Source organism: Kineococcus rubinsiae (assembly GCF_011839805.1).
GTDB classification, from domain to species: Bacteria; Actinomycetota; Actinomycetes; order Actinomycetales; family Kineococcaceae; genus Kineococcus; species Kineococcus rubinsiae.
Window position 1 is genome coordinate 15,869 of the sequence record NZ_VWPY01000008.1, and the last position, 22,806, is coordinate 38,674.

Annotated in this window: 22 protein-coding genes and 2 tRNA genes; 20 read left to right on the forward strand and 4 right to left on the reverse strand. The window is 73.4% G+C overall.

The genetic code is table 11. The annotated features are described in order from the left end of the window. Positions 1–121 precede the first annotated feature (121 nt). The 11 genes from dnaA (at position 122) to F1544_RS06790 (ending at position 12,507) form a co-directional block, all read left to right on the forward strand. Positions 122–1,783, forward strand: a complete 1,662-nt coding sequence (gene dnaA / locus F1544_RS06745) for a chromosomal replication initiator protein DnaA (protein WP_167583563.1) — start codon at positions 122–124, stop codon at positions 1,781–1,783. Positions 1,784–2,428: 645 nt separating this feature from the next. Then, complete coding sequence (gene dnaN / locus F1544_RS06750; protein ID WP_167583565.1) at positions 2,429–3,556, forward strand: DNA polymerase III subunit beta; 1,128 nt, start codon at positions 2,429–2,431, stop codon at positions 3,554–3,556. A gap of 52 nt (positions 3,557–3,608) precedes the next feature. Further along, positions 3,609–4,520, forward strand: a complete 912-nt coding sequence (gnd, locus tag F1544_RS06755; protein ID WP_167583567.1) for a phosphogluconate dehydrogenase (NAD(+)-dependent, decarboxylating) — start codon at positions 3,609–3,611, stop codon at positions 4,518–4,520. A 43-nt stretch (positions 4,521–4,563) separates the two neighbouring features. Beyond that, entirely contained in the window at positions 4,564–5,739 is a 1,176-nt protein-coding gene (recF, locus tag F1544_RS06760; RefSeq protein ID WP_167583569.1) for a DNA replication/repair protein RecF, read from the forward strand. Next, positions 5,729–6,415 carry a DciA family protein gene (locus F1544_RS06765; RefSeq protein ID WP_308469919.1) on the forward strand — a complete coding sequence of 229 codons (687 nt, stop codon included), beginning with the start codon at positions 5,729–5,731 and terminating at the stop codon, positions 6,413–6,415. Before recF ends, F1544_RS06765 begins: the two co-directional genes overlap by 11 nt. Positions 6,416–6,715: 300 nt before the next feature. Next, positions 6,716–8,836, forward strand: coding sequence for a DNA topoisomerase (ATP-hydrolyzing) subunit B (gyrB, locus tag F1544_RS06770; protein ID WP_167583570.1), 2,121 nt, complete (start codon positions 6,716–6,718; stop codon positions 8,834–8,836). A 77-nt stretch (positions 8,837–8,913) separates the two neighbouring features. Then, positions 8,914–11,661 (forward strand): DNA gyrase subunit A, encoded by a 2,748-nt coding sequence (gene gyrA, locus F1544_RS06775; RefSeq protein WP_167583571.1) that lies wholly within the window; start codon positions 8,914–8,916, stop codon positions 11,659–11,661. Further along, positions 11,658–12,128: a DUF3566 domain-containing protein gene (locus tag F1544_RS06780; RefSeq protein ID WP_167583572.1), complete on the forward strand. Its 471-nt coding sequence runs from the start codon at positions 11,658–11,660 to the stop codon at positions 12,126–12,128. The genes gyrA and F1544_RS06780 overlap by 4 nt, the downstream gene beginning before the upstream one ends. 78 nt (positions 12,129–12,206) lie before the next feature. Further along, a tRNA-Ile gene (locus tag F1544_RS06785) sits at positions 12,207–12,280 on the forward strand. 27 nt (positions 12,281–12,307) lie between these two features. Then, positions 12,308–12,424 carry a DLW-39 family protein gene (locus F1544_RS23395; RefSeq protein WP_208971413.1) on the forward strand — a complete coding sequence of 39 codons (117 nt, stop codon included), beginning with the start codon at positions 12,308–12,310 and terminating at the stop codon, positions 12,422–12,424. A 10-nt stretch (positions 12,425–12,434) separates the two neighbouring features. Continuing rightward, positions 12,435–12,507, forward strand: a tRNA-Ala gene (locus F1544_RS06790). A gap of 145 nt (positions 12,508–12,652) precedes the next feature. Here F1544_RS06790 and F1544_RS06795 read toward each other — a convergent pair. Continuing rightward, positions 12,653–13,492 carry a hypothetical protein gene (locus F1544_RS06795; RefSeq protein ID WP_167583573.1) on the reverse strand — a complete coding sequence of 280 codons (840 nt, stop codon included), beginning with the start codon at positions 13,490–13,492 and terminating at the stop codon, positions 12,653–12,655. 137 nt (positions 13,493–13,629) lie between these two features. On the opposite strand from F1544_RS06795, the gene F1544_RS06800 reads away from it, so the two are divergent. Together F1544_RS06800 and F1544_RS26195 are read left to right on the forward strand one after the other, a co-directional pair. Next, positions 13,630–14,154 (forward strand): peptidylprolyl isomerase, encoded by a 525-nt coding sequence (locus F1544_RS06800; RefSeq protein WP_167583574.1) that lies wholly within the window; start codon positions 13,630–13,632, stop codon positions 14,152–14,154. Positions 14,155–14,217: 63 nt separating this feature from the next. Beyond that, on the forward strand, positions 14,218–15,087 hold the full coding sequence (locus tag F1544_RS26195; protein WP_167583580.1) for a rhomboid family intramembrane serine protease: 870 nt from the start codon (positions 14,218–14,220) through the stop codon (positions 15,085–15,087). Positions 15,088–15,310: 223 nt separating this feature from the next. On the opposite strand, the gene F1544_RS26200 is transcribed toward F1544_RS26195, so the two are convergent. Further along, positions 15,311–15,637 carry a cell division protein CrgA gene (locus F1544_RS26200; protein WP_208971414.1) on the reverse strand — a complete coding sequence of 109 codons (327 nt, stop codon included), beginning with the start codon at positions 15,635–15,637 and terminating at the stop codon, positions 15,311–15,313. 156 nt (positions 15,638–15,793) lie between these two features. Here F1544_RS26200 and F1544_RS06815 point away from each other — a divergent pair, with 156 nt between their 5' ends. From F1544_RS06815 to F1544_RS06840, 6 genes are all read left to right on the forward strand, one after another. Beyond that, a complete protein-coding gene (locus F1544_RS06815) occupies positions 15,794–16,558 on the forward strand; it encodes a DUF881 domain-containing protein (RefSeq protein ID WP_167583582.1) in 765 nt (254 codons plus the stop codon). A 32-nt stretch (positions 16,559–16,590) separates the two neighbouring features. Then, positions 16,591–17,292, forward strand: a complete 702-nt coding sequence (locus tag F1544_RS06820) for a class E sortase (protein WP_308469920.1) — start codon at positions 16,591–16,593, stop codon at positions 17,290–17,292. Between the two features lie 4 nt (positions 17,293–17,296). Next, positions 17,297–17,458 carry a hypothetical protein gene (locus F1544_RS06825; protein ID WP_167583586.1) on the forward strand — a complete coding sequence of 54 codons (162 nt, stop codon included), beginning with the start codon at positions 17,297–17,299 and terminating at the stop codon, positions 17,456–17,458. A gap of 129 nt (positions 17,459–17,587) precedes the next feature. Then, the gene (locus F1544_RS06830) at positions 17,588–18,088 is read left to right on the forward strand and encodes a DUF4190 domain-containing protein (RefSeq protein ID WP_167583588.1); all 501 of its coding nucleotides are present in this window, start codon (positions 17,588–17,590) and stop codon (positions 18,086–18,088) included. Between the two features lie 102 nt (positions 18,089–18,190). After that, a complete protein-coding gene (locus tag F1544_RS06835) occupies positions 18,191–19,720 on the forward strand; it encodes an LCP family protein (protein ID WP_208971415.1) in 1,530 nt (509 codons plus the stop codon). Further along, complete coding sequence (locus F1544_RS06840; protein WP_167583590.1) at positions 19,717–20,277, forward strand: tetratricopeptide repeat protein; 561 nt, start codon at positions 19,717–19,719, stop codon at positions 20,275–20,277. The genes F1544_RS06835 and F1544_RS06840 overlap by 4 nt, the downstream gene beginning before the upstream one ends. Before the next feature lie 25 nt (positions 20,278–20,302). On the opposite strand, the gene F1544_RS06845 is transcribed toward F1544_RS06840, so the two are convergent. After that, on the reverse strand, positions 20,303–21,304 hold the full coding sequence (locus F1544_RS06845; protein ID WP_167583592.1) for a Gfo/Idh/MocA family protein: 1,002 nt from the start codon (positions 21,302–21,304) through the stop codon (positions 20,303–20,305). Between the two features lie 99 nt (positions 21,305–21,403). Between F1544_RS06845 and F1544_RS06850 the strand changes: the two genes are divergently transcribed. Beyond that, complete coding sequence (locus tag F1544_RS06850) at positions 21,404–21,787, forward strand: YchJ family protein (protein WP_167583594.1); 384 nt, start codon at positions 21,404–21,406, stop codon at positions 21,785–21,787. A gap of 4 nt (positions 21,788–21,791) precedes the next feature. On the opposite strand, the gene F1544_RS26205 is transcribed toward F1544_RS06850, so the two are convergent. Beyond that, entirely contained in the window at positions 21,792–22,739 is a 948-nt protein-coding gene (locus F1544_RS26205; RefSeq protein ID WP_167583596.1) for a CPBP family intramembrane glutamic endopeptidase, read from the reverse strand. Positions 22,740–22,806: the final 67 nt, after the last annotated feature.

The following is a 22,806-nucleotide window of genomic DNA, read 5'->3' on the forward strand; positions in this document are numbered from 1 at the left end:
CCGCGCCGATGACCGGTGCACCGACGGGCCTCCTCGTCGTCCCCGGCCGTCGTGCACAGTGTGTGGACAGGGGTGTGGACGGAGCCCGTCGATCAGCGTGGAACGACGGGAGAACCCCTCAGTGGACACCGATGGCGGAGACTTCCGGGGCGTCTGGGAGCGCGCAGTGGCGCAGCTCGACGCCGACGGGGTCACCCAGCACCAGAAGGCCTTCGTGCGGCTCACGCAGCCCCTGGGCCTGCTGGACGGGACCGCGCTGCTGGCCGTGCCGAACGACCTCACCAAGGAGGTCATCGAGCAGAAGGTCCGCGAGCCGCTGACCCGGGCGCTGGCCGACCAGCTCGGCCACAGCGTCCGGCTCGCCGTGACCGTGGACGCCTCCATCGGGGGGACGCTGTCGCCGGAGCTGAACGGCGAGTCGGGCTCCGGCCCGGGGCACGGCGACCTGGAGCGCGAGCGGGTGGCCGGCGGGGACCCGGACGGTGCGACGACGCGACGCGGCTACGACGGCCGGCCGACGGACGCCCGCACGGGTGACTCCCGCACCGGTGACGCGCGGGGCGGCGGGGAGAACCGGCGCTACGACGACGACGGCTACGACGGCCGGGGCTCGGGCCGCCGCACGGCGGAGGACGCCAACCCGCTCGACGACTCCGACCCCGACCTGCTCTTCACGGGCTTCAAGGTCGACCGCGGCCCCGGCACCGGGCGCCAGCCCTCGCGCGGGCGCACCCCCAGCAAGGTCGAGAACGCGCGGCTGAACCCGAAGTACATCTTCGAGACCTTCGTCATCGGCGCCAGCAACCGCTTCGCGCACGCCGCGGCCGTCGCGGTCGCCGAGGCGCCGGCCAAGGCCTACAACCCGCTCTTCATCTACGGGGAGTCCGGGCTGGGCAAGACGCACCTGCTGCACGCCATCGGGCACTACGCGCAGAACCTCTACCCGGGCGTGCAGGTGCGGTACGTGAACTCCGAGGAGTTCACCAACGACTTCATCAACTCGATCCGCGACGACAAGGCGCAGGCCTTCCAGCGCCGCTACCGCGACGTCGACGTCCTCCTGATCGACGACATCCAGTTCCTGTCGAACAAGGTGCAGACGCAGGAGGAGTTCTTCCACACCTTCAACACGCTGCACAACGCGAGCAAGCAGGTGGTCATCACCTCCGACCTGCCGCCCAAGCAGCTGTCGGGGTTCGAGGAGCGCATGCGCAGCCGCTTCGAGTGGGGCCTGATCACCGACGTCCAGCCCCCGGACCTCGAGACCCGCATCGCCATCCTCCGCAAGAAGGCGACGGGGGAGCGCCTGGAGGCGCCCGACGACGTGCTGGAGTACATCGCGTCGAAGATCTCCTCCAACATCCGCGAGCTCGAGGGCGCGCTGATCCGCGTCACGGCCTTCGCGAGCCTCAACCGCCAGCCCGTCGACATGCAGCTGGCGGAGATCGTGCTGCGCGACCTCATCCCCAACGACGAGACGCCCGAGATCACGGCGTCGGCGATCATGGGCCAGACGGCGTCCTACTTCAGCGTCACGCTGGAGGACCTGTGCGGCACGTCCCGCTCCCGGACGCTCGTGACCGCCCGCCAGATCGCCATGTACCTGTGCCGGGAGCTGACCGAGCTGTCGCTGCCGAAGATCGGGCAGCACTTCGGCGGCCGCGACCACACGACCGTCATGCACGCCGAGCGCAAGATCCGGCAGCAGATGGCGGAGCGGCGCAGCACCTACAACCAGGTGACCGAGCTGACCAACCGCATCAAGAAGCAGGCCGGCGCCTGAGGGCGCCCCACCACCCGCACCGCGGCGTCCTCGTGACGCCACCCGAGAGGGCCTCCCGACACCACGTCGAGGGGCCCTCTCCGTCGTTCCCGGGGGCCCCTCTCCGTCGTCCCCGAGGGTCCGAGGAGGCCTCGCACACGCTCCGAGAGGTTGTCCACACGCTGGGGAAAGGCGTGTGGACATCCTCGCCCCGATCCGTGGACAACCCCGTGGACAGCGCGTGCACGCCGCCCCGTGCGCCTGTGGACGGGTGTGGACGCCGCGCGAGCGGCAGCCGGGCCTGTGGACGACCGGAGCTCGCCGTCCGCAGGCCACCCACAGCCCTGTGGACGGCGATCGAGCCGCTGACCTGCGACGATGCGAAGTTGTCCACAGCGTCCACAAGGACTACTACGACGATGAACTCCTCCATGAAGATGTCCGTCAACCCACGAGAGGGGTGGACAACCCCGGTGGACGAGGGCGGCCGGGCAGCCCTGGAGGCGGTGGTGGGCCCCGTTCTCCCACCGCCCGGGACTCCACTACTGTCAGGAGCCGTTCTCGTGCGCGTTCGTCGCCGGCCCCTCCAGGAGGCCGTCCCGGGCGGGGTGAGGGCCTCGTGGACAGCACGCCGGCTTCCCGGCGGTGGAGAAGGGGCGGTACCTGGTGGAGTTGCAGGTCGAGCGCGACGTGCTGGCCGACGCCGTCGCCTGGGCTGCGCGTGCCCTGCCGACGCGTCCCCCCGTCCCGGTCCTCGCAGGCGTCCTGCTCGAGGCCGACACCGAGGGGACGCTGACGCTGTCGACGTTCGACTACGAGGTGTCAGCGCGCGTCGAGGTGCCCGCCGAGGTCCGCACCGCGGGTCGCGTGCTCGTCTCGGGGCGCCTGCTGGCCGACATCTCCCGCAGCCTCCCGGGCCGTCCCGTGACGCTCGTGACCGAGGGCTCGAAGGTCACGCTGACCTGCGGCGCCAGCCGCTTCGCGCTGCTGACGATGCCGGTCGACGAGTACCCGGCCCTGCCGGCGCTGCCCGACTCCTCCGGGACCCTGACGGGCGACACCTTCACCGAGGCCGTCTCCCAGGTCACGATCGCCGCGAGCCGCGACGAGACGCTGCCGATCCTCACGGGCGTCCGGATGGAGATCGAGGGCGACCGGCTCACGCTGCTGGCCACCGACCGCTACCGCCTCGCGGTCCGCGAGCTGCGCTGGAACCCCTCGACGCCCGACATCTCGGCGATCGCCCTCGTGCGCGCCCGGACGCTGTCGGACGTCGCCCGCTCCATCGGGGCGACGGGGTCGATCACCATGGCGCTGGCGGACGGCAAGAGCGACCTCATCGGCTTCCAGGCCGCGGGCCGCCACTCCACGTCGCTGCTGGTCGACGGCGAGTACCCGAAGGTGCGCGCCCTCTTCCCGGCCGAGTCCCCCACCTACGCCGTGGTCTCCACCGCGGCCCTCACCGAGGCCGTCAAGCGGGTCGCGCTCGTCGCCGAGCGCAACACCCCCGTCCGCTTGCGCTTCGAAGAGGGTCTGCTGTCCTTGGAGGCGGGCCAGGGTGACGACGCGCAGGCGTCGGAGGCGCTCGACGCGACCCTCACGGGGGAGCCGATCGCGATCGCCTTCAACCCCCAGTTCCTGCTCGACGGCCTGGGGGCGCTGAACACGGAGTTCGCCCGCCTGTCGTTCACCCAGTCCACGCGACCGGCCGTCATCACGGGGCAGGCCAGCGCGGACAGCGGGGACGACGACACCTACAAGTACCTGCTGATGCCGGTTCGACTCGCCGGCTGACGCCGGCGACCGCAGACGCCCGGGAGCCCCGGGTCACACGAGGGGAAACTTCATGCACATCGGACTCGTCGGCCTGGGCAAGATGGGCGGGAACATGCGCTCCCGCCTGCGCGAGAAGGGCCTGGAGGTCACGGGCTACGACCCGAACCCCGACGTCACCGACGTGCCCAGCCTCCAGGCGCTGGTGGAGGCCCTCCCCTCGCCCCGCGTCGTCTGGGTGATGGTCCCCTCCGGCAGGATCACGCGAGACACGGTGGCGAGCCTCGCCCCGCTGCTCAAGGACGGTGACCTGGTCATCGACGGCGGCAACTCGAAGTGGACCGACGACGAGATCAACGCCAAGCTCCTGAGCGAGCGCGGCACGGGCTACATGGACTGCGGCGTCTCCGGCGGGGTCTGGGGCAAGGACAACGGCTACGGCCTCATGGCCGGCGGCGCCGACGCGCACGTCAAGCTCGCGATGCCGGTCTTCGACGCGCTGCGCCCCGACGGCCCCCGCGAGGAGGGCTTCGTCCACGCCGGCGGCGTGGGTGCGGGCCACTACTCCAAGATGGTCCACAACGGCATCGAGTACGGCCTCATGCACGCCTACGCCGAGGGCTACGAGCTCCTCGAGGCGAAGGGCATCATCAAGGACGTCCCCGCCGTCTTCAAGGCGTGGACCCGCGGCACCGTGGTCCGCTCGTGGCTGCTGGACCTCATGGTCCTCGCCCTGGAGCAGGACCCGAAGCTCGACCACATCCGCGGCTACGCGCAGGACTCCGGCGAGGGCCGCTGGACGCTCGAGCAGGCCATCGAGAACGCCGTGCCCATGCCCGTGCTCGCGGCCGCGCTCTTCGCCCGCTTCTCCTCCCGCCAGGAGGACTCGCCGTCCATCAAGGCCGTCGCGGCGCTGCGCAACCAGTTCGGCGGCCACGCGGTCACCGAGGCCGGGCCCTCCTCCGGCGCCGGCTCCGTCAGCTAGGCCCGCAGGGCCGAGACGCGGGCGACGAGAACCCGGTACGGGCGTGCACGTCGCGCACCTCTCCCTGGTGGACTACCGGTCCTACGCCGAGCTCGAGCTGGACCTCGGCCCGGGCACGACGACGTTCGTCGGGCTCAACGGCCAGGGCAAGACGAACCTCGTCGAGGCCATCGGCTACGTCGCCACGCTCTCCAGCCACCGCGTCTCGGGCGACGGTCCGCTCGTGCGCCAGGGAGCGGCCCGCGCCGTCGTGCGGGCGGAGCTGGTGCGCGGCGGCCGCCGCGCCCTCGTGGAGCTGGAGATCACGCCGGGCCGGGCCAACCGCGCCCGGCTGAACTCCTCCCCGGTGCGGCGCCCGCGCGACGTGCTGGGCACCCTGCGGACCGTGCTGTTCGCCCCCGAGGACCTCGCGCTCGTCAAGGGCGACCCCGACGGGCGGCGGCGCTACCTCGACGACCTCCTGGTCACGCGGTGGCCGCGGGTCGCGGGCGTCCGCAGCGACTACGACCGGGTGCTGCGCCAGCGCACGGCCCTGCTCAAGTCGGCGGGTGCGGCGCTGCGCTCGGGCCGGGGTGACGCGTCCGTCCTCGACGTCTGGGACGACCAGCTCGCGAGCATCGGCGCGGAGCTGCTGGCCGCGCGGCTCGCGCTCCTGGCGGACCTGCGCGAGCCCGTCGCCGGGGCCTACCAGGCCGTCAGCCGGGGCCAGGGCGACCTCGAGCTGACCTACCGCAGCGCGCTGCCGCTTCTCGCCGACGGCGTCGCCACCCGGCCCGGGGGTGCGCAACCCACCCGCGAGGACCTCCGGCAGGCGCTGCTGGCGGCCATGGGCGAGCAGCGCAAGGCGGAGCTGGACCGCGGCGTCTGCCTCGTCGGCCCGCAGCGCGACGACCTCGTCCTCACCCTCGGCGGGATGCCCGCCAAGGGCTACGCGAGCCACGGCGAGTCCTGGTCGGTGGCCCTGGGCCTGCGCCTGGCCAGCTACCGGCTGCTGCTGGCCGACGGCGCCTCGGAGGACCCGGGCGGCCCCGTCCTCGTCCTGGACGACGTGTTCGCCGAGCTGGACGCCGGCCGCCGCGAGCGGCTCGCGGAGGTCGTCGCGGACGCCGAGCAGGTGCTGGTCACCGCCGCCGTGCCCGAGGACGTCCCCGAGGCGCTGCGCGGGTCGGGGGCCTCGCGCGTGGACGTCGTGACGGGGAGCGCCGTCCGTGCCGTTTGACCCCCTGCCGCCTGAAGCCCTGCCACCCGAGCCCCTCCCGCCCGACTCCCGCCCGCCCGAGCCGGGCGGGGACGACTCCGACGCCGTCGAGCTGCCACCCCCCGCGGTGGGCGGCACCGACGACGCCGGCGACGAGCCGAGCGGTGCCGACCTGGCCCGCTCCGCCCTCGGCCGGGCCCGCGCGGCCGCGGGCGCGCGCGGGCTGCGCCCCTCGAACGCCCCCCTGGGCACGAAGGCGACCAAGGACGCCTTCGGTCGCGCCTACGGCCGGCCCCGGCGCGGTGACGCGTCCGCCCGCTCGGGCGCGTGGCCCGACGCGCGCGACCCGCAGGCGCTGGGCGGCACCCTGCACCGCCTGGTCGGGGAGCGGGGGTGGGAGCAGCCCGTCGCGGTCGGCGGCGCCTTCGGGCGCTGGGACGTCGTCGTGGGCCCCGAGCTCGCGGGGCACTGCACGCCGGAGTCCCTCGACGAGGGGACGCTGACGGTCCGCGCGGAGTCCACGGCGTGGGCGACGCAGGTCCGCCTGCTGGTCAGCGTGCTGGTGCGCCGCCTCGACGAGGAGCTCGGCCACGGCGTCGTCACGAAGGTCGTCGTCAAGGGCCCGACCCGCCCGTCCTGGCGAAAGGGCGGCCGCAGCGCCACGGGCGGCCGGGGTCCGCGCGACACCTACGGCTGAGGCGGACGCCCTACCACCCGCGGCCTCCGGTGAGAAGGGGATGCAGCCGCCGATCGGGCGCAGGATCCGCCGAGGGGGCTTCGTGTAGGTCCCCACCCACCCGGGGGGTCGAACGGTCTGGGGGGCGCCACAGGGCCGCTCAGCGCGGCTGTCCCCCTGTGGACGGGGTAAGATGGACGCAGAACCTGGCCGTCGACGGGCCCGTGGCGCCCTCCGGCTCCGCGTCCGGTTGCGCTGAGCACCAGCTCGGTCGCGCCTGTGCCTCGACGACGTGCCGACGCGGAGGGAGAACACCCAGTCGTGCCTGACGAGAACCGTCCCGAGGACGAGCAGCCCGAGACCCCGGCGCAGGAGACCGCAGCCGGAGCGAGCGGGCCGGAGGCGCCGGACGGTTCGGTCCCGTCGCTCGCGGACGCGCTGACCGACGACGGCGACGTCGCGCAGGGCGGGGGCGACGAGTACGGCGCGGGTGCGATCACGGTGCTCGAGGGGCTGGAGGCCGTCCGCAAGCGGCCCGGCATGTACATCGGCTCCACGGGTGAGCGCGGCCTGCACCACCTCGTCTACGAGGTCGTCGACAACTCCGTCGACGAGGCGCTGGCCGGCCACTGCGACCGCATCGACGTGGGCATGACCGCCGACGGCGGCATCCGGGTGATCGACAACGGCCGCGGGATCCCGGTCGACGTCATGGAGGGCGAGGGGCGTCCCGCGGTCGAGGTCGTCCTGACGGTCCTGCACGCGGGCGGCAAGTTCGGCGGCGGCGGGTACTCCGTCTCCGGCGGCCTGCACGGCGTCGGCATCTCGGTCGTCAACGCGCTCTCGCGGCGCCTGGACCTGGAGATCCGCCGGCAGGGCTTCGTCTGGCGCCAGTCCTACGCGCACGGCGTGCCGACGGCTCCCCTCGTCAAGGGCGAGGCCAGCACCGAGACCGGCACCATCATCACGTTCTGGCCCAGCGCCGAGACGTTCGAGACGGTCGAGTTCGACTTCGAGACGCTGCGCACGCGCTTCCAGCAGATGGCGTTCCTCAACAAGGGCCTCACCATCAACCTGGTCGACGAGCGCGAGCAGCCGGGCGAGGACGAGGCGGAGGCCGAGGCGACCGACGCGAAGCAGCTGCGCGAGGTCTCCTACAACTACGCCGACGGCCTCGTCGACTACGTCCGCCACGTGAACGCGCTCAAGAAGAACGAGCCGATCCACGAGTCGATCATCTCGCTGGAGGCCGAGGACACCGACAAGGGGATCTCGGTCGAGCTCGCCCTGCAGTGGACGACCGCGTACACGGAATCGGTGTTCACCTACGCGAACACCATCAACACCTCCGAGGGCGGCACGCACGAGGCCGGCTTCCGCACCGCGCTGACCAACCTCGTCATCGACTACGCCCGCGAGACCAAGCAGCTGAAGGAGAAGGAGACCCTCGAGGGCTCCGACATCCGCGAGGGGCTGACCGCGGTCATCTCCGTCAAGCTCGCCGAGCCGCAGTTCGAGGGCCAGACGAAGACCAAGCTGGGCAACACCATCGCCCGCACCTTCGTGCAGCAGCAGGTGCGCGAGCACCTCGGCCACTGGTTCCAGGCGAACCCCCGCGAGGCGCGCGCGATCGCGGCGAAGGCCGTGTCCGCCTCCGTCGCGCGGATGGCCGCCCGCAAGGCGCGCGACGCCACCCGCAAGGGCCTGCTGGAGCGCAACTCGCTGCCCGGCAAGCTGAAGGACTGCCAGTCGAACAACCCCGCCGAGTGCGAGGTGTTCATCGTCGAGGGCGACTCCGCCGGTGGTTCGGCCACGCGCGGCCGCGACCCGCGGACCCAGGCGATCCTGCCGATCCGCGGCAAGATCCTCAACGTCGAGAAGGCGCGGCTGGACCGGGCGCTCGGCAACCAGGAGGTCCAGGCCCTCATCACGGCCTTCGGCACGGGCATCGGCGAGGAGCTCAACCTCGACAAGCTCCGCTACCACAAGATCGTGATCATGGCGGACGCCGACGTCGACGGCCAGCACATCCGGACGCTGCTGCTGACGCTGCTGTTCCGCTACATGAAGCCGCTGGTGGAGAACGGCCACGTGTACCTCGCGCAGCCGCCGCTGTACCGGATCAAGTGGCAGGGCGGGGCGGCGCACGAGTTCGCCTACTCCGACCGGGAGCGCGACGCGCTGATCGCCGACGGGCTGGCGGCCGGCAAGAAGCTGCCCAAGGAGAACAACACCCAGCGGTACAAGGGTCTCGGGGAGATGAACTGGGACGAGCTGTCCGAGACGACGATGGACCGCGCGCACCGCACGCTGCTCCAGGTCACGCTCGAGGACGCGGCGGCCGCCGACACGATGTTCTCGGTCCTCATGGGGGAGGACGTCGAGTCGCGGCGCTCCTTCATCCAGCGCAACGCCCGCGACGTCCGGTTCCTCGACGTGTAGCGGTTCCACGTGGAACACCCCGTGGGAGCACCGCCCGCCGAGATCCGCCCGAGCACGCCTGAGAGGGAACCCGCACCGTGACCGAGAGCACCACCGAACCGCCCACCGGGGACCACGTCGAGCAGGTCGAGCTCCAGCTCGAGATGCAGCGCTCGTACCTCGACTACGCGATGAGCGTCATCGTCTCGCGCGCCCTGCCGGACGTGCGGGACGGGCTGAAGCCCGTGCACCGCAGGGTGCTCTACGCGATGTTCGACGGCGGGTACCGCCCGGACCGCTCGTACTCCAAGTGCGCGCGCGTCGTCGGCGACGTCATGGGGCACTACCACCCCCACGGCGACACCTCGATCTACGACGCCCTCGTCCGCCTCGCCCAGGACTGGTCGCTGCGCTACCCGCTCGTCGACGGCCAGGGGAACTTCGGCTCTCCCGGCAACGACCCGGCGGCCGCGCCCCGCTACACCGAGTGCCGGATGGCGCCGCTGGCCATGGAGATGGTCCGCGACATCGACGAGGAGACCGTCGACTTCACGCCGAACTACGACGGGCACACGAACGAGCCGCAGGTCCTGCCGTCGCGGTTCCCGAACCTCCTGGTCAACGGCTCCGCCGGCATCGCCGTCGGCATGGCGACCAACATCCCGCCGCACAACCTGCGCGAGGTCGCCGACGGCGTGAAGTGGCTCCTGGCGAACCCGGAGGCCGGCGACGAGGAGCAGCTCGCCGCTCTCCTGCAGCGCATCAAGGGCCCAGACTTCCCCACCGGCGCGCAGATCCTCGGCTACCGGGGCATCAACGACGCCTACCGCACGGGCCGCGGGTCCATCACGATGCGGGCCGTCGTCACGGTGGAGGAGATCCAGAACCGGACCTGCCTGGTCATCACGGAGCTGCCCTACCAGGTCAACCCGGACAACCTGGCCGAGAACATCGCGAACCTCGTCCGCGACGGCCGGCTCTCCGGCATCGCCGACGTCCAGGACCACACCTCCGGCAAGACCGGCCAGCGCCTCGTCGTGGTCCTGCGCCGCGACGCCGTGGCGAAGGTCGTGCTGAACAACCTCTACAAGCACACCCAGCTGCAGGTGAACTTCGGCGCCAACATGCTCGCGCTGGTGGACGGCGTGCCGCGCACGCTGCCGCTGAACGCGTTCCTGCGGCACTGGATCGCCCACCAGATGGAAGTCATCCAGCGCCGCACGCGCTACCGCCTGCGCAAGGCGGAGGAGCGCGCACACATCCTGCGCGCGCTGCTCAAGGCGCTCGACGCCATGGACGAGGTCATCAGCCTCATCCGCGCGTCGGCCACCGTCGAGGTCGCCCGCGACGGGCTCATGGGGCTCCTCGAGATCGACGAGCTGCAGGCCCGCGCCATCCTCGAGATGCAGCTGCGCCGCCTCGCGGCCCTGGAGCGCCAGCGCCTGACCGACGAGTACGACGAGCTCATGCGCCAGATCGAGGACTTCAACGACATCCTCGCCCGGCCCGAGCGGCAGCGGCAGATCGTCGGCGACGAGCTCGCGGAGCTCGTCGAGCGCTACGGCGACGAGCGCAAGACGCAGATCCTCCCGTTCGAGGGGGACATGTCCGTCGAGGACCTCATCCCCGTCGAGGACGTCGTCGTCACGGTCACCCGCGGCGGCTACACCAAGCGCACGCGCACCGACCTCTACCGCGCCCAGCGGCGCGGTGGGCGGGGCGTGCGCGGGGCGTCGCTGCGCGAGGACGACGTCGTGGAGCACTTCTTCACGACGACGACCCACCACTGGCTGCTGTTCTTCACCAACCTCGGCCGGGTGTACCGCGCCAAGGGCTACGAGCTGCCCGAGTCCAGCCGCGACGGCCGCGGTCAGCACGTCGCGAACCTGCTGGCCTTCCAGCCGGGTGAGCGGATCGTCGCGGTCCTCGACATCGAGGACTACGAGCAGGCGCCGTACCTGGTGCTGGCGACCCGCGCCGGTCTGGTCAAGAAGACGCGGCTCGGGGAGTACGACTCCAACCGCTCCGGCGGGCTGATCGCGATCAACCTGCGCTCTCGCCAGAACGACGACGGCACCGAGACCGAGGACGAGCTGTTCACGGCCTCGCTGCTGGACGAGGGCCAGGACCTGTTCCTCGTGTCCCGCAAGGGCATGTCGGTGCGGTTCACCGCCGACGACGCCACGCTGCGGCCCATGGGCCGGGCCACGTCCGGCGTCTCGGGGATGAAGTTCCGCGACGACGACGAGCTGCTCGCCATGGCGGTCGCGTCGGAGGGCCGCGAGGTCTTCGTCGTCACCGAGGCCGGCTTCGCCAAGCGGACGCCCATCGCCGACTACCGGCGCCAGGGCCGCGGCGGGCTCGGCATCAAGGTCGCCAAGCTGACCGACGCCCGCGGTGACCTGGTCGGTGCACTGACCGTGGACGAGAACGACGAGGTGCTGGTCGTGATGGCCGGCGGCCGCGTCGTGCGCTCCCGCGTGGACGAGGTCCCCAGCCGGGGCCGGGACACGATGGGCGTCACGTTCGCCAAGCCGGAGACCGGGGACCGCATCATCGCGGTGGCCCGCAACGTGGAGCGGGTCGTGGACGAGGAGGTCGGCGCCTTCGACGACGACGGCACCGAGGTGGTGGCGCCGATCGCGGGCGACGACGAGGACCTCGCCGGGCCTGGTGACGACGCGGCGGCCGCCGTCGGCGCGGACGACGGTGTCGACCCTGTGCAGAGCCTGCTGGAGGCCTCGACTCCGGCCACCCCGGGGGCGGAGGATGGCGTACCGTCGCAGGACTCGGCCGACGACCCGTCGCCGGACGACGACTCCACCCAGCCCGGAGGTGCCTCGTGAGCCCCGCCGAACGAACGGCGTCGACGCCCGCGTCGGCCACGGCGAGCGGCGGTGCGGCCCCCCGGCCCACCGCCCGCGCGTCCTCCGCCGGCGCCGTCGACTCCGTCCCCCGTCGTGTGCGCCTCACGCTGGCGCGCATCGACCCGTGGTCGGTGACCAAGCTGTCGTTCCTGCTGTCGGTCGCGGTGGGCATCGCCCTGGTGGTCGCGACGGGCGTGGTGTGGAGCGTCCTGAACGGGATGGGCGTCTTCACCGACCTCGACGGGCTGCTGCACGACATCGCGGGCAACGAGATCGACATCTCGCTGCTCGACTACGTCGGCTTCGGCAAGGTCATCTCGCTCGCGACGGTGATCGCCGTGATCGACGTGGTCCTGCTGACCGCGCTGTCGACGATCGTGGCGTTCCTCTACAACGTGTCGTCCGCGCTCGTCGGCGGCCTGCACGTCACCCTCTCCGACGACTGATCCCCGGGGGCGGGGGCGGCGTTTTGGGAGTGCCGCCCCTCCTCGGGTACAGTCGTCGAGCCGCGTGCGACGCGGCACGGGCCTATAGCTCAGTTGGTTAGAGCGCTTCGCTGATAACGAAGAGGTCACTGGTTCAAATCCAGTTAGGCCCACTCCCGTCCCTTCGCGGAGGTCCCGAAGTGAAGAAGCTCCTCCTCGTGGCCGCCGTCGCCGGTGCCGTGGTCGTCTACCGCCGCAAGGCGTCCGAGAAGGCCGAGCGGGACCTCTGGGCCGAGGCGACCGACACGGTCCGCTGAGTCCGCCCGGGGGGGCGTGGCGCAATTGGTAGCGCACCTGCTTTGCAAGCAGGGGGTTAGGGGTTCGAGTCCCCTCGCCTCCACCCCGCGAGAGGGCCAGGTCTGAGGCAGTCGCCTCGACCTGGCCCTTCGTCGTCGGACCCCGTCCGCGACGCGCCCTGGACGCTCAACAGCCGAGACGACGAAGGCCCTCCCCGCAGCGCGGGGAGGGCCTTCGCGTGTCCGGGCTCAGCTGGCGGGGTGGTCCCCGTCGGCGACGTGCGCGCCGTCCTGCGTGCCGGCGTCACCGGCAGCGTCCTCGATGACGACGGTGCTGCCCTCGGCGGGCTCCGCCGGGGCGGGCGTCGCCGCCGGCGTGGTGGCGGAGGCCGTGGGGGTCCAGGTCGCGCCCGGGGTCGCCCACGGGTCCTCGTCCTTGCCCTTGCGCAGCGCGGAGAACGCCGCCGCGCCGAGGCCCACGACCAGGGCGACGAGCAGGACCTTGCGCCCGCGGTGCTTCGGCTTCACGACGGCCTCGCCCTTGAGCACGGCGAGGGCGTCCGCGGAGCGGTGCTTGGCGGCACCGGCCGCGCCCGCGGTGACTGCGGCGGCGCCGGTCGCCTTGGCGCCCACCGCGGCGGCCTTGGCCGTCGCCGCGGCCACGGCGGGAGCCGCAGCCACCTGGGCGGCGGTGCCCGCGTGGTGCGCGGCCTCGCTCAGGCGCGGCAGCACGTCCTCGACGAGCTTCTCCCGGGCCTGCTCCACGACCGGGGTGACGGCGGCCGTCGTGGCCGCGGCGGCGGCGGCGAGGCGGGGGGCGGCGGCCTCCTGCGTGGCCGACCACCCCTTCTCGAGCTTGGGCTGCGCCCAGTCGCGAGCGGCGCCGACGTGCGGCGTGGCCCAGTCGACCGCGTCCTTGGCCACGGGGGTGGCCCACTCCTTCGCGCCCTCGACGGCGGTCTTCGCGCCGACGACGGCGGCACCCGCAGCCGGGCCCACCTGCTTGGCCAGCGCCAGTCCCTGCTCGCGGACCTGAGCCTGCAGCTGCTCGACGGGCGTCTTCTTGGCGGGCTTGGTCTTCAGGAACATCCGTTCCTCCTCTTCGTCGGTCGGCGCCCGGCGCACAGCAGCGGTCGGGACGTCAGCACCGGTGTGAACGGTCGGGGACAGCCTCCCGTGCCCGGGCCCGCGGGTCCAGTGGGGGGTCGCGTGGGAGGATGGGCACCATGCACGCGACTCTGCACACCAACCACGGCGACATCCGGGTGGAGCTCTTCGAGAACCACGCCCCCAAGACGGTGGCCAACTTCGTGGGCCTCGCCGAGGGCACCCAGGAGTGGCTGGACCCGCGCTCGGGCGAGAAGAAGAACGCCCCGCTCTACGACGGCGTGACCTTCCACCGCATCATCTCGGGCTTCATGATCCAGGGCGGCGACCCGCGCGGCGACGGCCGCGGCGGCCCCGGGTACCAGTTCGACGACGAGATCCACCCCGACCTGCGCTTCGACAAGAAGTACCTGCTCGCCATGGCGAACGCGGGCAAGGTCGGCGGCCGCGGCACCAACGGCTCGCAGTTCTTCATCACGACGACGACCACGCCGCACCTCAACGGCAAGCACACCATCTTCGGCGAGGTCGCCGACGAGTCCTCCAAGGCCGTCGTCGACGCGATCGAGAAGGTCGCCACCGGCCCCGGTGACGCGCCGCGCGAGCCCGTCGTCATCACCAGCGTCGAGGTCGACCGCAGCTGAGGTCCGCACCACCCCCGCGGCGGGCGGGGTAACGCCGACCGGGTCGCAGGCGTTGGGCACTCCGTGAGCACTCCGGAGTCCCCCGCGCCTGCACCCGCCGGCGTCCCCGTCTGCCCCCGGCACCCCGATCGCGAGTCCTGGGTCCGCTGCCAGCGCTGCGAGCGGCCCGTCTGCCCGTCCTGCCAGCGCCCCGCCGCGGTCGGCGTGCAGTGCGTGGACTGCGTCGCCGAGGGTGCCCGCACGATCCGCGCGCCCCGGACCACGCTCGGCGGTGCCGTGCGCTCCCGCGAGACGCTCGTCACCAAGGTCGTCATCGGCCTCTGCGTCGCGCTGTACCTCGCCGGCTTCGTGCTCCCGCCGGAGGTGTCCGCGTACCTGCCCCTGGTCAACGCGGAGAGCTACTACATCACCAGCTTCGCCGCCGGGAACTACTGGCAGCCGCTGACGTCGGCGTTCCTGCACGCCAGCCCGCTGCACCTGATCTTCAACATGTACGCCCTGTGGGTCACGGGCCAGTACCTCGAGCCGCTGCTCGGGCGGGCGCGCTTCCTCGCCCTCTACCTCGTCTCGGCCCTGGGCGGTGCGGTCGGCGCCACCCTGCTGCCGATGACGGCCGGGGTCACCACCGTCGGGGCCTCCGGCGCCGTCTTCGGCCTGTTCGGGGCGCTGTTCGTGGTCAACCGGCGCCTGGGACGGCAGTCCAACCAGGTGCTCGTGCTCATCGCCATCAACCTGGCCCTGGGCTTCTTCGTGCCGAACATCTCCTGGCAGGGCCACGTCGGCGGACTCGTCACCGGCGCCGTCACGGCTGCTCTGCTCTCCCGCCGCCGCGGTCCGGCCGCCGCGGCCGCGCAGTGGTCGGCGGTGGGCGCCGTGGCCGTCGTCGTGCTCGGCCTGCTGGCGTTCGCCGCGGCCCGCATGACCGTCGGCTGACCCGCCGGGAGATCGACTCCCCCCAGGTCCGTCCACAGCCTGGGGACGACGGGTGGGGAATCACACCCGTGTCATCCACGGCTTGTGGGCTCATCTGTGGACGACGCGCGGTCTTGCCCACAGGTATCCACAGGCTGTGGACGAGTCGGTGGACAGACTCTGTGGACGACGGGCGCTCAGGCGCCCGTCCGTCCCCAGGTCGTCCCCAGGCCGTGGACGGGGATCAGCGCCAGCGGGTGGTCATGGCGAAGCCGACGATGATCAGCCCGAAGCCCGCGAGCAGGTTCCAGTTGTCCCAGCCGGGCACGGGGTACTGCGAGCTGGACAGGTAGAACGTCACGACCCAGATCAGCCCGAGCACCATCAGGGTGAGCATGGTCGCGACCCACCAGCGCGGCGTGATGCGGTTGCCCGCCTTGATCGCCTGGTCGGTGGTCAGCTCCTTGCGGCGGCCACGGCGCGGGCGCTGCGTCGGGGTGACCGCTTCGTCGGTGGCCGCAGCCGCCGGCTCGTCGCGCTGCTTCCTGCGGCGCAGCGGGGACTCGGGCACGGTGAACCTCCGGGATCGCGGGGCGGACTGCCGATCAGCGTAGTGCGCACACGACCCGCGAGTACTCCGCCGATGACGAGCAGTCACACTGTGCGGACGAGATCCGCTCCCCGCGGCGCCGGCACCCGGCCCGCGGGACGACGAGGACGGGACGCCATGGGCCAGCGCGCACACCGGAGGCCGCGGCTCGTCGCGCGCGTCGCGGCGCGCAAGGCCGCCGTCGCGCTGGTGCTCGCCGCCGGGGGGCTGCTGTTCGCCACCAGCGCGCAGACCTCGCAGGGCACCGACCTGCGCTCCGACACGGCGGACCTGCCCACGCTGGTGCGCGAGCGCTCCCAGGCCGTGCAGGCGCGCTCGGTCCAGGTGGCGGCCCTGCGCGCCGAGGTGGACCGCCTCAGCCGGTCCGTCCCCGCGGCGAGCGCGCCGGGCGACCCCGCGGACCCGCTGGACGACGCGGCGCTCGGCGCGGCCGCCGGCACGACCGCCGTGCGCGGCCCGGGCGTCACCGTGACCCTCGACGACGCGCCGCGGACCCCGACGCCGCCGGCCGGCGCGGCGCCCGACGACCTGGTGGTGCACCAGCAGGACGTCGAGGGGGTCGTCAACGCGCTGTGGGCCGGAGGTGCCGAGGCGATGATGATCATGGACCAGCGGATCGTGTCGACCTCCGCCGTGCGCTGCGTCGGCAACGTCCTCGTGCTGCAGGGCCGGACCTACTCCCCGCCCTACACGATCGCGGCCATCGGCGACCCCGCCCGCCTGGAGGCCGCGCTCGCCGGCAGCGCGCAGATCTCGATCTACCGCCAGTACGTCGACGCCTACGGCCTCGGCTACGACGCGGCGAGCTCCGACGACCTGCTCCTCGGCGCCTTCGACGGGTCGCTCTCCCTGTCCTACGCGCGCGTGCCGGGCGCGGCGTGAGCGCCCCGTTCCGCTCGCGGGGGCGCGCGGCGGTGAGCGTCACCGGTGAGCTCCTCGTCACCGCGGGGGTCCTCACGCTCCTCTTCGTCGTGTGGCAGCTGTACTGGACCGACTTCACGTCCGGCCGGGCGCAGGCCGCGACCGTCGACGACCTGCAGTCGCAGTGGGCGGTGTCCGCACCGCAGACCCCGGGGCCGGCGCCCTCGCCGGGTGCGTCGCCGAGCACCCCCGCCGTGACGGTCGACGAGACCCCGCCCCAGGGCGACGCGTTCGCCATCGTCTACGTGCCGCGCTTCGGCTCCGGCTACGCCGTGCCCGTCGTCGAGGGCACCGCGACCGCGGACCTGCAGGAGGGCATCGGGCACTACGCGGGGACGGCGATGCCGGGTCAGGTCGGCAACCTGGCGCTCGCGGGGCACCGGGTCACCTACGGCAAGCCCTTCAACCTCATCGCGGACCTGCAGGACGGCGACGCGGTCGTCGTCGCCACCGCCACCCAGTGGTTCACCTACCGGGTGCAGTCGCACGAGATCGTCCGGCCCACGCAGGTCTCCGTCATCGCGCCCGTGCCCGACCAGCCGGGTGCGCAGCCGACCCAGGCGTGGTTGACGATGACCGCCTGCCACCCCATGCACTCGGCCCGGCAGCGCTACGTGGTGCACGCCCTGCTGGAGTCGGTGCAGGACCGCAGCGCGGGAGCCCCCGCCTCGCTCGCCCCGGTCGGGCAGGGGTAGCGCCGTGTACGCGTGGTGGTGGCGGATCCTGCCCGGGCCGTGGTGGCTGCGGCTGCTGATCAGCGTCGTCGCGGCGGCGGCCGTGGTGCTGCTGTGCTTCACCGTCGTCTTCCCCGCCGTCGCCGACCACCTCGCCATCAACGACGGCACGGTCGACGGCACCTGACCGGCGCGTCCCCCGGGGTGGGCGGGCGGTCGGGTGGGGCGGTCGCCGGAACGCCCCGGCGCGCCTCCGGGCCTGCGAGGATCACGGCTCGGTGCCGGTCCACGGCACCCGCGACTCGAGGAGGAGACCATGGCGTCGACGACCGGACCCGACGGCGACGGCCGGCAGGCCTACGAGCAGGACGGCCGCGGCCAGGGCGGGTACGACCAGGGCGGCTACGACCAGCGCGGCTACGGCGCCTACGGGCAGCCGGCGCCGAAGAACGGCGCCGGGATCGCCTCGCTGATCCTCGGCATCCTCTCGATCCTGCTGTTCTGGCTCGTGGGGCTCGGGCTGGTCCCGGGCGTCATCGGGCTGATCCTCGGGATCGTGGGGCTGCGCCGTGCGCGCCGCGGGCGCGCCACCAACCGCGGCAGCGCGATGATCGGTCTCATCACGAGCATCGTCGGCATCGTGCTGTCGCTCATCGTCGCCGTGGTCCTCGCGGTGACCGTCGGCGCCGTCTGGGGCAACGGCGGCCGTGAGCTCGCCACCTGCATCCGGGACTCCGGCAACAGCGAGGCGGCCGTCCAGCAGTGCGTCGACACCTTCAACCAGCGCGTCGACGACATCGGCACCGTCAACCCCTGACGCGCGCCGCGCGGCCCCGGCCGTGTGAAGGCCTCGCGTGAACGCTGCGGAACCTCGGGCATCCGGCGGGGAGCACGGTGCGGCGTCTCCTATCGTCTAGTGGTGTCCACCTCTCCCGGCCCCGAGCCGCGGCGCGCCGACGTCCCGGGCGGCGGCCGGCGGGCGCGCGGCCAGCACGCCAGCCACCAGCACGGGGCGGCGTTCCGGGTGCTGCGGGCCCTGGGCGTCACGGCGATCGTCCTGGCCGTCGTCGCCGCGGGCGGCGGGGTGTGGGCCTACCACCGGCTGCAGGGCAACATCCAGTCCTCGGACCTGTCCGGCCTGCTGGGCAACCGGCCCGCGGTCGACGCGGCCGAGGACCCGACGACCGGCAACTCCGCGGTCAACATCCTCGTCATGGGCAGCGACACCCGGGACCTGTCCGACGGCAGCGGCGACGAGTACGGCGGCGCGGCGGCGGACCCCGGGGCGCGCTCGGACACCACCGTCCTGGTGCACCTCGCGGCCGACCGCCGCAGCGCCCGCCTGGTGAGCATCCCCCGCGACTCGATGGTGCGGATCCCCGACTGCCCGGCCACCGACGGCTCGACGACCGCGGCCCACCTCGGCATCTTCAACTCGGCCTTCTCCGAGGGCGGGGCCGCGTGCACCATCAAGACCGTGGAGTCCCTGACGAAGGTGCGCGTCGACCACTACGTCGTCGTCGACTTCAGCGGCTTCCGCTCGATGATCGACGCGCTGGGCGGGGTGACGATCTGCACCCCCGAGGCCATCTCGAGCGAGAAGGCCAACCTGTACCTGTCCGCGGGCACGCACGAGGACGTGGACGGCGAGACGGCCCTGGCCTACGCCCGGGTGCGCTACGGCATCGGCGACGGCTCGGACATCTCCCGCATCTCGCGCCAGCAGGCGCTGATGTCCTCCATGGTGCAGAAGGTGACGAGCTCGCAGATCCTCCTGCGGCCCGACAAGCTCTACTCCTTCCTCGACGCGGCCACGAAGTCCGTGACGACCGACCCGGACCTCGCCGAGCTGGGCACGGTCGCCGGGCTGGCGCAGAGCCTGCAGAAGATGCCCGCGGGCGGCGTCGAGTTCATCACCGTGCCCACGGAGGAGTACCCGAGGGACAAGGCCCGCGTGCAGTGGACGACCGCCGCGGCCACCCTGTGGGACCAGATCCGCACCGACGCGGGGAACACGGCTGCGCCGACGGCCTCCCCGACGGCCGACCCGGCCACGTCGTCCACGCTCACGGTCGCGCCGGCGCAGGTCTCGGTGCAGGTCCTCAACGTCGGCGGCCCCGCCGGCACCGCGGCGACGGCGGCCGCGGCGCTGACCGCGCAGGGCTTCTCCGTCGCCGGCACGGGGGACGGCGCCCCGACGGCGCCCGGCACCACGGTCCTGGTCCGCCACTCCAGCGCCCGCGCCGACTCCGCCGCCACCGTCGCGGCCGCCTTCCCGGGCGCCGTGCTGCGCGAGGACGCGAGCCTCGGCCGGACGGTCGTCGTGGAGCTCGGGGCGGGCACCCCGGCCGTCGTCGACGTCCGCGCCCGGGTGGCCCCGGCCCCCGCGGCCGCCACGCCGACGCCGACGATCACCGCCCGCGCCGCGACCGCGGACCTCTGCTCGTGAGCGCCGCCGACTTCGAGGACCGCCTCGCCGCCGTCTGGGACGGCGCCGAGGACGTGCACGAGGAGGAGGTCGTGCTCGCCGTCGAGGCGCTCGTCGCGGAGCTCCCCGCGGGCGACCCGGTGGGCCGCTTCGAGCTCGCCAGCGCCCACGACTACGCGGGCCACGAGGACCAGGCCGTGCCGCTGTACCGCGCCGCGCTCGACGCGGGGCTCGAGGGGGAGCGGCGCCGGCAGGCCGTCGTGCAGCTCGCGAGCTCGCTCCGGCTCGTGGGCGACCCGGCGGGCGCCCTGCAGGTGCTGCGGGAGAACGCGCCCCGTCCCGCGGGCGACGACGCGATCGACGACGACGAATCTGCCGACGACGCCGACGCCGCGGACGACGAGGGGTCCGTCGAGGCGCACGCCGCCTTCGAGGCCCTCGCGCTGGTGGACCTGGGCCGCGACCGCGAGGCCGTCACGGTCCTGCTCGCGGCCCTGGCCCCGCACGCCGCCCCCTACGACCGGGCGGTCCTGCGCTACGCGGAGGAGCTGCCCGACCCGCCCGAGGGCGTCAGCTGACCCCGTCGTCAGCTGACGCGTCCCCTCAGCTGACGCGGACGGGGGCTCCCGTGCGCAGCGACTCCTGCGCGGCGTCGGCCACGGCCGAGGCGGCCACCGCGTCGGCCGGGGTGCAGAGGTCGTCGCCCGCGACGCCCTGGACGAGGTCGACGAAGGCCGCGATCTCGGCCCGGTAGGCCTCGGCGAACCGCTCCGCGAACGTGGTGTGCGGGGTCCCGCCCGGGAAGGCGACGCCGGGCTCGGCCGACCGCAGGGCCGAGGAGTCGTCGAGGCCCACCTGCAGGGTGCCGAGCGAGCCCTGCAGCTCGAGGCGGACGTCGTGGCCCGCGCCGTTGTAGCGCGAGGCGGTGACGACGGCGAGGGTCCCGTCGTCGAGGGTGCAGACGGCCAGGGCGGAGTCGACGTCCCCGACGCCCGCGATGGCGGGGTCGCCGTTGTTGCTGCCGCGGGCGTACACCTCGACCACGTCGCGGCCGGTGATCCAGCGGATGACGTCGAAGTCGTGGACGCTCACGTCGCGGAACAGCCCGCCCGAGGTGGCGAGGAACGCCACGGGCGGCGGCGACACGTCGCACGTCACGGCCCGGACCGCGTGCAGCCAGCCGAGCTCGCCCGCCAGGTACGCGCGCCGGGCCTCCCGGTAGCCGGGGTCGCAGCGGCGCTGGTGGCCGATGCGGACGGTGCCGCTGCGCTCGGCGATGTGCTTCAGCACGGGCATCGACAGGACGACGTCGGGGGCGACCGGCTTCTCGGAGAACACGGGGATGCCCGCGTCGACGCCCGCGCGGATGAGTTCCGGGTGCGACGCCGTCCCGGTGGCCACGACGAGCCCGTCGATCCCGGCGGCGAGCAGGGCGTCCACGTCCCGGGCCGCCGAGGCGCCCAGGTCGTCGGCGACCTGGCGGGCGCGGTCGGGGTCCACGTCGGCGATCGTGAGCCGGTCGACGCCCGGCGTGCTGACGATGGTGCGGGCGTGCATCACGCCGATGCGGCCGACGCCGACCAGTCCGAGGTGCAGGTCGGACACGGGTTTCTCCTCGCGGGCTGGGGGAGGTGCTGAACGGACCGGGCCGACGATCCGGTGCCGGGGAGGCGGTGTCAAGCCTGCCCGCGCGAGGATGGGCCGGTGCTCCCCGACGACGCCCGCTGTCCGTGCGGCAGCGGCGACCCCTACGGCGCCTGCTGCGGCCGCTTCCACCGCGGTGACGCCGCGCCCACGCCCGAGGCCCTGATGCGCTCCCGCTACTCGGCGTTCGTCGTGGGCGACGCCGCCTACCTGCTCGCGACGTGGGACCCGGCGCACCGGCCGGCGGAACTCGAGCTGGACCCCGGCACGGAGTGGCTGCGCCTCGTGGTGCTCCGGGCCGAGGGCGGCCCGTTCGACACCCGGGGCACCGTGGAGTTCGAGGCCCACCACCGCACGGCGGGCCGCCGGGGGGTCCAGCACGAGGTCAGCGAGTTCGTGCGGCGGGACGGTTCCTGGTCCTACGTCGACGGTTCGCCGGGCTGAGCCGTCACCGCGGCAGCGCCGCGCTGTCGCGCCGCGGGACCGGCGACGACCCCGTGCCCGAGGGTCCCCGCGGCGGCGCCCCGAGCCGGCCGCGGGTGACGACGAGCAGCACGGCAGTGGCCGCGGTCGTCGCGACGAGCTGCACGACGAGGGTGTCGCCCCCGGCGTCCAGCGTCGGGAACACGGCCGGCCACAGCAGCGTGTAGGTGCTGTTGATGCCGGCGTGCAGCAGCATCACCAGCGGGACGCTCTGGCCGGTGCGGTTGAACACCCAGGTCATCACGAGGCTCAGCGGGACGCAGGAGGCGATGAACAGCACGGGTTGCGTCCAGCTCACCCCGGGGAAGCCGCCCCACTCGGTGAGGAACAGCGGCAGGTGCCAGCCGCCCCAGAGGAGGCCGAGGACGACCGTGCCGCGGACGGCGCCGAGGCGGTTCTGCAGGCGGGGCAGGGCGAAGTCGCGCCAGCCGGGTTCCTCCGCCAGGGCCGTCGTGACGATCTGCACCAGGAGCATCGGCAGGTAGCCGAGCAGCAGGAACGCGCTGACCGGGCGCACGGCGCCCCACGCCTGCGGCAGCGCGAACGTCGCGGCGAGGATGGACACCGGCACGACGACGCCGACGCCGAGGTACCAGCGCCAGCCGACGCGGAACCGGAACAGCCGCCCGCGCCAGGCCCGCAACCCCGCCCGCCCCTCGGTGAGGGCCGTGACGACGAGGGCGGCCGTGACCGGCCCGAGGTAGGCGCCGGGCAGGACGCCCAGCAGCTGCGAGGTGCCCAGCACGCTGGGGAACGTGAACCCCAGGACGCCGGTCCCGTTGCCGGACAGCAGGTACGGGATCCACGCGAGCCAGCTGAGGCCGTAGGCGAGGGCGAAGAACGCGGTGAGCGGGCGCCGGTCGAGCGCGGCGGGCAGCCGGGGTGGGGCGGTGCGGGGGCGGGGGGTTTCCACGGGGACGACCTCCGGGACGGGCGGTCGCTCGGGTGCGATCCGCTGACGTCCTGCAGTCCACCGCGAG

Coding starts and splice junctions, on each gene's coding strand:
- gnd (WP_167583567.1), top strand. CDS start 3,609: ATGCACATCGGACTCGTCGGCCTGGGCAAGATGGGCGGGAACATGCGC.
- F1544_RS06815 (WP_167583582.1), top strand. CDS start 15,794: ATGGGCCAGCGCGCACACCGGAGGCCGCGGCTCGTCGCGCGCGTCGCG.
- F1544_RS06795 (WP_167583573.1), bottom strand. CDS start 13,492: ATGTTCCTGAAGACCAAGCCCGCCAAGAAGACGCCCGTCGAGCAGCTG.
- F1544_RS06830 (WP_167583588.1), top strand. CDS start 17,588: ATGGCGTCGACGACCGGACCCGACGGCGACGGCCGGCAGGCCTACGAG.
- F1544_RS06800 (WP_167583574.1), top strand. CDS start 13,630: ATGCACGCGACTCTGCACACCAACCACGGCGACATCCGGGTGGAGCTC.